Source organism: Aromatoleum toluolicum, from assembly GCF_012911005.2.
Classification (GTDB): domain Bacteria; phylum Pseudomonadota; class Gammaproteobacteria; order Burkholderiales; family Rhodocyclaceae; genus Aromatoleum; species Aromatoleum toluolicum.
Map to the genome: position 1 here is coordinate 1 of NZ_WTVS01000131.1, position 7,749 is coordinate 7,749.

At 67.9% G+C, this 7,749-nt stretch carries 7 protein-coding genes; 2 read left to right on the forward strand and 5 right to left on the reverse strand.

The window, feature by feature from the left end; genetic code table 11:
- Nucleotides 1–8: 8 nt before the first annotated feature.
- Genes GPA27_RS27405 through GPA27_RS27415 form a run of 3 tightly spaced genes read right to left on the reverse strand, consistent with a single transcriptional unit; the run spans nucleotide 9 to nucleotide 5,464 of the window.
- Nucleotides 9–1,406: a cyclic di-GMP phosphodiesterase gene (locus GPA27_RS27405; RefSeq protein WP_169143581.1), complete on the reverse strand. Its 1,398-nt coding sequence runs from the start codon at nucleotides 1,404–1,406 to the stop codon at nucleotides 9–11.
- Between the two features lie 6 nt (nucleotides 1,407–1,412).
- Nucleotides 1,413–3,971, reverse strand: a complete 2,559-nt coding sequence (locus GPA27_RS27410) for an EAL domain-containing protein (RefSeq protein ID WP_169143582.1) — start codon at nucleotides 3,969–3,971, stop codon at nucleotides 1,413–1,415.
- A 32-nt stretch (nucleotides 3,972–4,003) separates the two neighbouring features.
- Nucleotides 4,004–5,464 carry an ABC transporter substrate-binding protein gene (locus GPA27_RS27415; RefSeq protein ID WP_169143583.1) on the reverse strand — a complete coding sequence of 487 codons (1,461 nt, stop codon included), beginning with the start codon at nucleotides 5,462–5,464 and terminating at the stop codon, nucleotides 4,004–4,006.
- 184 nt (nucleotides 5,465–5,648) lie between these two features.
- Between GPA27_RS27415 and GPA27_RS27420 the strand changes: the two genes are divergently transcribed.
- Together GPA27_RS27420 and GPA27_RS27425 are read left to right on the forward strand one after the other, a co-directional pair.
- Nucleotides 5,649–6,278, forward strand: coding sequence for an RNA polymerase factor sigma-70 (locus GPA27_RS27420; RefSeq protein ID WP_169143584.1), 630 nt, complete (start codon nucleotides 5,649–5,651; stop codon nucleotides 6,276–6,278).
- Nucleotides 6,272–6,463: a zf-HC2 domain-containing protein gene (locus tag GPA27_RS27425; protein WP_169143585.1), complete on the forward strand. Its 192-nt coding sequence runs from the start codon at nucleotides 6,272–6,274 to the stop codon at nucleotides 6,461–6,463. The genes GPA27_RS27420 and GPA27_RS27425 overlap by 7 nt, the downstream gene beginning before the upstream one ends.
- Before the next feature lie 14 nt (nucleotides 6,464–6,477).
- On the opposite strand, the gene GPA27_RS27430 is transcribed toward GPA27_RS27425, so the two are convergent.
- Both GPA27_RS27430 and GPA27_RS27435 read right to left on the reverse strand, forming a co-directional pair.
- A complete protein-coding gene (locus tag GPA27_RS27430; protein ID WP_169143586.1) occupies nucleotides 6,478–7,005 on the reverse strand; it encodes a DoxX family protein in 528 nt (175 codons plus the stop codon).
- Nucleotides 7,002–7,749, reverse strand: a 748-nt coding sequence (locus GPA27_RS27435) for an HvfC/BufC N-terminal domain-containing protein (RefSeq protein WP_169143587.1), incomplete at its 5' end; no start/stop codon positions are given. The genes GPA27_RS27430 and GPA27_RS27435, both read right to left, overlap by 4 nt.

The following is a 7,749-nucleotide window of genomic DNA, read 5'->3' on the forward strand; positions in this document are numbered from 1 at the left end:
GGTCGCGGTCAGGATAGGTAGAACTCCGACGGGTCGATGCCATAGGCGCCGGTGGGCAGTGCGCGCAGGATCCGGTACGGTTCGCCGGTCGGTGTCAGCGGCGAGTAGAGCAGGTCCAGTGTCGGCGGATGATTGTTCGGCGTCTTGTCGGAGCACAGCAGCACCAGCACCCGCGGCTGCAGGCGCCGCACGCGGTTCTGTGCGATGACGACGGCGACTTCGCCGGAATTGAGTTCGACCAGCGTTCCGGCGGGATACAGGCCGATGCACTGGATGAACCCATCGACGACGTTGGCCGAGAACTTGACGTCGCGCTGCCGGCCCAGCGCCTCGAGCGCACGCTGCGTGCTCAGCGGCTCGTCGTAGGCGCGCTTGCTCGTCATCGCGCAGAAGGTGTCGACGAGGCCGGCCATCTCGGCGCGCAGGCCGATGGCCCCGTCGCGCAGTCCGGCGGGGTAGCCCGAGCCGTCGATGCGTTCGTGGTGCCGGCTGACGATCTCGACCAGGCCCGGAGTCGGATTCGGTTCCTGCAGGATGATCTGCGTCGAGAACTCGACGTGCGACTTGGCGATCTCCATTTCGATGCGGCTCAGGCGGCCGGCCTTCTGCAGCACGCGTTCAGGAAGGCGGAGCTTGCCTACGTCCTGCATCATGCCGGCGACGCCCAGCACGGTCGCGCCGTCCTCGGAAAAGCCCATGCTGTGGGCGAAGACCATCAGGTGCACGGTGACGTCGAGCGCGTGGTGGTAGCTGTAGCGGTCGTACTTCTTGAGCCGGATCAGCCACAGCAGCGCGTCGGGGTTGCGCTTGACGCTCTGCAGCATGTCGTCGACGCACTCCGTCACCTGGGCGATGTCCGGCTTGCGGTTCTCGCGCACGTCCGCGATGACTTGCTCGAACACCGCTTCGGCCTCCGCCATCACGGGCGACGCGCGCACCAGTTCCCGCTCCACGGAGTGGGTTTCGGGCCGGTCGCCGACCGCATCGCCTGCGAGCCGGCGCGCTGCGGCCGCGTCCAGGCCGCCCTTGCGCACGAGTGCGAGCGCTTCCAGAAAGCTCAGCTGGTTGCCGCTGGCGCCCGGTCCGGCATCCGTCACCGCCTGGCGTTGCGCCCCACGGCCCGCGTGCGGGGCCCCGGCATCGTCCTGCGGGGGGGCGTAGTGCTCGCCGACCGAGCGGCTGCGGTCGATGTAGATGAAGCGGCAGCATTCGCGCAGCTGTTCGAGCGTCCTGTCGTCGTCGATCAGGAAGCCCTGCAGCAGGAAGGGGGTGCCGACCCATGGGCGGTCGAGCTCGACGACAAACATGCCCAAGCGTGCGTCGGTTGCTGCGATCAGCTCCCTCCGCCCGCGCGACTTGTCGTCAGCTCCCGGTCTGCCCGGTCTCGTTCCGCCGTCCTTGCCCATGTCCTCTCATGAAGAGAATGCCTTGCGAGTAGGATTGTGCACCCAATCAGCGACAAAATCTTCAGGCGGAATCGGCGGACCGAAAAGATATCCCTGCAGGACGTCAGATTCCTGGAGGGTGAGGAAGCGCGACTGGACCTCGGTCTCGACCCCCTCGGCGACCACGCGCAGACCCAGCGCGCGCGCCATGCGGATGGCGGCGACGACCAGCGCACAGTCTTCGGCGTCCTCGGAGAGGTCGCGGATGAAGCTGCGGTCGATCTTGATCGTGTGGAAGGGGAAGGCGCGCAGGTAGCTCAGCGACGAGTAGCCGGTGCCGAAGTCGTCGAGTGCGACGGTGACGCCGATCGCCTCCAGCGCCAGCATCGCCTCGCGTACCTCCCCCGGATTGCGGATCAGCAGCCCTTCGGTGACCTCGATTTCGAGCTGGTTGCGCGGAATCGCATGGCGTTCGACGCAGGCCCGGATGGTGTCGACGAGGCCGGGCGTGGCGAACTGGCGCGGCGAGACGTTCACCGCGATCACGAACTCGCCGCCGCAGGCCTCGCGCCAGCGCGCCGCGTGGGTACAGGCCTGATCCAGCACCCAGTTGCCGATGCTCACGATCAGTCCGCTCTGTTCGGCGATGGGGATGAAGCGGTCGGGCGGCACACGCCCGAGCAACGGGTGAGTCCAGCGCAGCAGCGCCTCGGCGCCCACCAGGCGGCCGTCGCGCGCCGCTACCAGCGGCTGGAAATGCACCTGCAGTTCGCCGCGCTCCAGCGCTCCGCGCAGCTCGCGCTCCATCTCCATGCGCGCGACCGAGTCGTCGTGGATCTTCTGGTTGAAGAAACGGAAGGTATTGCGCCCCGCATCCTTCGCTTCGTACATCGCCAGGTCGGCATTGCGCAGCAGCACGGACGGATCATTGCCGTCGTCGGGGAACAGCGATACGCCGATGCTGGGCGAGGCCGCGAACTCGCGCCCCTCGATCTGGAAGGGCGGAGCGAAGGCCTGGATGATCTTGGTGGCGACTGCGTCGGCATCGCTCGCCTGCGCGACGCCGAGGATGATGAGGAATTCGTCCCCGCCCAGACGCGCGACGGTGTCCTCGGCCCGGATCACCGAGCGCAGACGCACGGACGCCTGGCACAGCAGCTCGTCGCCGGCGACGTGGCCGAGCGTGTCGTTGATCTGCTTGAAGTTGTCCAGATCAATGAACATCACGGCGCACATCGTGCCCTCGCGGGTCGCGCGCCCGGTTGCCTGCTGCAGGCGGTCGAGCGCCAGCGTGCGGTTCGGCAGCGCCGTGAGGCCGTCGTAATAGGCCTGGTAGGCGACCTTCTCCTCCTGGGTGCGCCGTTCGGTGATGTCCTCGCGCATCAGCAGGAGGTGCTCCGGTCGGCCCTGCTCGGTGCGCATCGCGACGAGGCGCACGTGTTCCCAGTATTCGCTGCCATCGGGGCGGCGGCTGCGGCGCTCGCCATCCCAGTCCCGTGCGGCCAGCAGGGCTGCGCGGAATGCCGCGTCGACCTCCCGGCTGCGTTCCGGGTCGGCCGCCTCCGGCAGCGAACTCGCCAGCCGGGCGTCTGCCGGACGACCGGTGACGCGCACATAGGCGGCATTGGCATATTCCACGCTTCGGTCCGCGCTCGCGATCAGCACGCCGATGGGGTTCTGCTCGACCGCCTGCGACAGCATCCACAGCCGGGCATTGGCCGTCGCCAGCGCCTGCGTGCGCTGCGCCACCCGATCCTCGAGCTCCTCCTGGGCGGCGCGCAGGCTGCGTTCGCGCGATACGACGATCTCCTGCATGGCGTTGAACGCCTGGCCAAGGTCGCTGATCTCGTCGTTGCCGGAGATGGCGATCGGCGCGCGATGCTCGCCCGCGGCCAGCCGCGTCGCGGCATCGCGCACCGTGCGCAGCCGGCGCGACAGCGAGCGCGCGAAAATGACCAGCCCCGCGGCGAGGAACAGGAAGCCGCCCAGCGACAGGATGAGGAAGAAGCGCTGCTGCCGCTGCTGCTCGTCGCGCGCCTGCCGGTAGGCTTCGGTGGCGGCCTGCTCGGTTGCGCCGACCAGTTCGCGCAGGATCGACGAGATTGCCGCGTGCGCCGTGCGCGTGCGCGTGCTGGTGATCGCCTCTGCCGCGGCGAGATCCATCTTCCCCGCGAGCCGGATGACTTCCTGCAGGTCGCCGCGGTAGCTCGCCCAGTGCCTTTCCAGCCGCCGCGCATCGTCCGGGCGCGAGGACGCGAGCACGGCGAGGAAGGGCGTCAGTTCGGCGGTCATCGCCTCGATTTCCACCTGCATGCGTTCGGCGTATTGCGGTAGGGCGAACACGTCGCGCACCGTGGGCAGTTCGAGCTCCAGCGTGCGCAGCTCGTTGCTGCGCGTCTGCAGGCGGTGGGTCGCGGCGAGCGGCTGCACCTGGCGGATGACGGTATCTTCGAGGCGCTGCTTCGCATCCTCGAGCACGCGGTTGCCGATCAGCAGGATGGCCACCACGAGCAGCCCCCCGAGGGCGAACATCATGGACAGCCGCACCAGCAGCGACTGGCGGAAGGGGCTCCGCCGGACCGGCATGTCAACCACCGGGGAAGGGGTGTGCATGTGATTCATTGTCGGCTACCGAACTGGCGGCGGAATTCCGCCCACTGCCGGACCTGCTCGGTGCGGCCGAGCTTCTCGGTGATCTGTTCCCACTCGCTGCTCGTGCGGCTCATCGCCTCCTGCGCCCCGATCTCGCCGCGAGCGGCGGCGGTCAGGTTGCGGTCGAGCGCGGCGAGATACTGCGCGTCGCCGCGCAGTCCGGTGCCGGCCGGCCGCGTCACGGCCCATTCCCCGCTGAAGGTGTCGAGTGCGTCCGGCGTGTAGATCTTGCGGATGCGCGCGTCGCGCAGGTGGTTCCAGCGATACGGGTCGGCAAACCCGCCCGCCACGCCGATCGAACGTGTCGATACGTCGGGGTCGGTCAGCCACATCGCGTACAGGAAGGCGAGGCGCGCATTGCGCGCCGACTGCGGGATCACGAGGTTGTTGCCGTAGATCAGCGTGTTCTGACGCACGATGCGGTTGTCCGCGCGTGTGCCGGGCAGCGGGACCGCCGCGAACTTGCCTTGCACCGCAGAGCCTTCGGAGTTGAACATGCGTGCGCCGGCGATGGTGTTCATCGTCGCGAAGGCCTTGCCCTGGGCAAACTGCGGCAGCGTGAAGTTGTAGTTGCGGCCCGGATCGGTGATGCCGGGCGGCGAGTATTTCACCAGTGCGACGTAGTTTTCGGTTGCGGCGATGGCGCCCGGGGTGTTGAGGCGCGGCCGCATCTGCTCGTCGAACAGCTCCGCGTGCGGCGCGGCGGAGGACAGGAAGCGCGGCATCCAGAACATCCAGGCGCCTTCCTCGTCGCGCTCCTCGGCCACTCCGTACAGGCCCTGCGCCGGACGATGGAAGAAGCGCACCAGGTCCTCGTACTCCGACCAGGTCTTCGGCGCCGCGAGTGCACGCCCGTGGAGCTTGCGAAAGGCTGCCTGCTCCTGCTCGTTTTCCATCAGGTCGCGGCGCAGGTACAGCAGCACCACGTCGCCGTCGGCCGGAATGGCGACGCTGCGCTCGCCGACCTTCGACTGCAGTTCCGGACGGATGTACCCGTCGCTGCCGTTGTCGTCGAAGCGGTAGCCGTATTCGGCCATGAACGGCCCGATCTCGGTGATCAGTCCGTCCGCCAGGAGATCCGGATACTCGTGGTTGCGCGCCACGACGATGTCGATGTCGGGCATGCTGCGCAGCGTCTCCCTGATCGGCTGTTGCGGCACGATGTGCACGTCGAGCACGATACCAGTCAGGCTCTCCCACTCCTTCTGCAGCGCCAGGTCGTTGCCGAGGAAGGCATTGACGTTCCCCTGCTTGAACCCCAGGGTGAGCCGGCTGCCCGCAGGGATCTGGCCCGAGGTGATCAGCTTGCGCACCGCGGCCACCGCCTTGTAGGCCTGCTCGCCGGCCGATGCAGCGGGGGCGGCGAGTGCTCCGGCTGCGCACAGGGCAGCCGCGAGCAGCGGGACAAGGAGTCTTCTTGAAGGCATCGCTGGTTGCATCCGTTCGTAAGGCTATAACCTAAGGCGTATTCGCAATATTGTCACACAAAGTTACCTATTTCATGTCGTAGGGATGTTCGCGGCGGCCGTGGCGGCACCCCGCGGCGTACGCTATCGTTAATAGGCGGCCCGCTCGCCGGGCTTTACCAAGCGTGATGCGGGAGAGCCTCCCATGAGCGGAACGACGTCGATCGGGGACAATGCGAACCTGCCACCCGGCGGCGCCTTGCACGACGAATCCTTTCTCGCCGCACTGCGCCGCCAGATGCTCAGGTTCGCTGCGCTCCAGCTGTCCGACGCACAACTCGCCGAGGATGCAGTGCAGGAGGCCCTGGTCGGCGCACTGCGCAACGCGGACTCGTTTTCCGGCCGGGCCGCGCTGAAGACCTGGGTGTTCTCGATCCTCAAGCACAAGATCGCGGACCTCCTGCGCCAGCGCATGCGACTCGTGGATGCCTCCAGCCTGCTGCACGAGGACGAGGAAGGCGAGGACTTCGCTGTGCTGTTCGACCGCAGCGGCCATTGGCACGCCGACGAACGCCCCGCCGCGTGGGGCAATCCGCATGAATCGCTGCGCGAGAGCCAGTTCTGGCAGGTTTTCGATGCCTGCCTCGACCATCTCCCGGGCAGGCAGGCCCGAGTGTTCATGATGCGCGAGTTCGTCGAACTCGAATCGGACGAGATCTGTGCGGCGGTCGGAGTGAGTGTGAGCAACCTCAATGTGATGCTTTACCGGGCCCGCGTGCGCCTGCGCGAATGCCTCGAAAACCGCTGGTTCCTCGACGGAGAGCGAGCATGCTGAACTGCCGCGAAGCGACGCGCCTGCATTCGGAGGCCCAGGAGCGCGAACTGACGTTCAAGGAGCGGGCGCTGCTGCGCATGCACGTCGCGATGTGCTCGGGCTGCCGTAACTTCGGCGAGCAGATGAAGCTCCTGCGCGACGCCATGCGCGCCTACGCGAAAGGGCGCGACGCGAAGGACGAGTAGCCGTTGCGCCGCTCTCAGTGCCCGCCGCAGTGCCGCGCGATCCAGTGATCCAGCGAGACGCGGCCCGGGCCGTGCGCCATCAGGTACAGCAGCACCGCCGCCCACACGCCGTGGGTCGGATAGGCGTCCGGGTAGACGAAGAGCTGGATCGTCAGCGTCATCGCGAGCAGCGCGGCGGCGCTCAGGCGCGTCGCCAGGCCGAGGAGGAGCAGCAGCGGAAAGACGTGCTCGGCCACGGCCGCCGCCGGCGCCGCGACCTCCGGCGGGATCAGCGGCAGGCGGTACTCCTCGCGGAACAGATACAGCGCGTCGTCGGACAGCTGCGGCACGCCGAGCCGGAACTCACCGCTCACGAGGTCGATCGCCAGCCCCTCGATCTTCGTCTGGCCCGATTTCCAGAACACCGCGGCGATCGAGAAGCGCGCGATGAAGGCGATCAGCGAATCGGGAATGCGCGACAGCAGCGCGATCGCGCGACGCAGCAGGACATGCGGGGCGATCCGCCCGTGCAGGTGCGGCAGGGCATCAGGAATGGTGCTCATGATTTCGTTCTCCGGATTTCGGAATCGACAGCGACGACGAGTTGCCAGTGCAGCAGCATTGCGAAGGCTCCGGCGAGGTCGAACCCGCCATCGTCGGATTGCCCGGCTTGCGCAGCCGTCGCCAGATTTTCACCCTGCATCAGTGACCTGATGAAGGCTGCGGCCGCTTGCGGCAGCCTTTCCGTCGCGACATCCAGGCCGTTGCGCACGAACAGCACGGCTTCCGGCCGGCAGGGATCGACCTCGGCCGGATCGCGCTCGTCCCGGTGTGCGGCCCACAGCGAATGCACCGCCCACGACGACCGCAGGATCGCGGACGAGGGATGGCAGCGCAAGCGCAGCGCAGGCAGGCGTTCGGGCTCGCCGAGCAGGGCGGCGATTGCCTCGGCGGGCAAGGGATCGGCATCGGCCGCGTGATATGCCTCGACGCGCAGCATCTCCAGCCGCGCGAGGTCGGCCAGCCACGGCACGTTGGCGGCGGGCGCGAAGGCCGCGACGAAATCGGCAAGGCCGCGGCCGTAGAAGGTCAGCAGCGGCGAGCGCGGCGGATGCGCGAAGACGAACTCGCGCGCCATTGCGCGGAAGAACGCCTCGCCGACCGTCGCGAGTGTCACCGGAAAGGTGTCCGCCAGCGCATCGACCAGCGACACGACCACGTTGTTGCGATACACCGCGAATCGCGTCGCCGCCTCCGAACCGTTCCATGCGACCAAGCCGGCGGGGCAGGGGCGGGCCGGGTCGAGC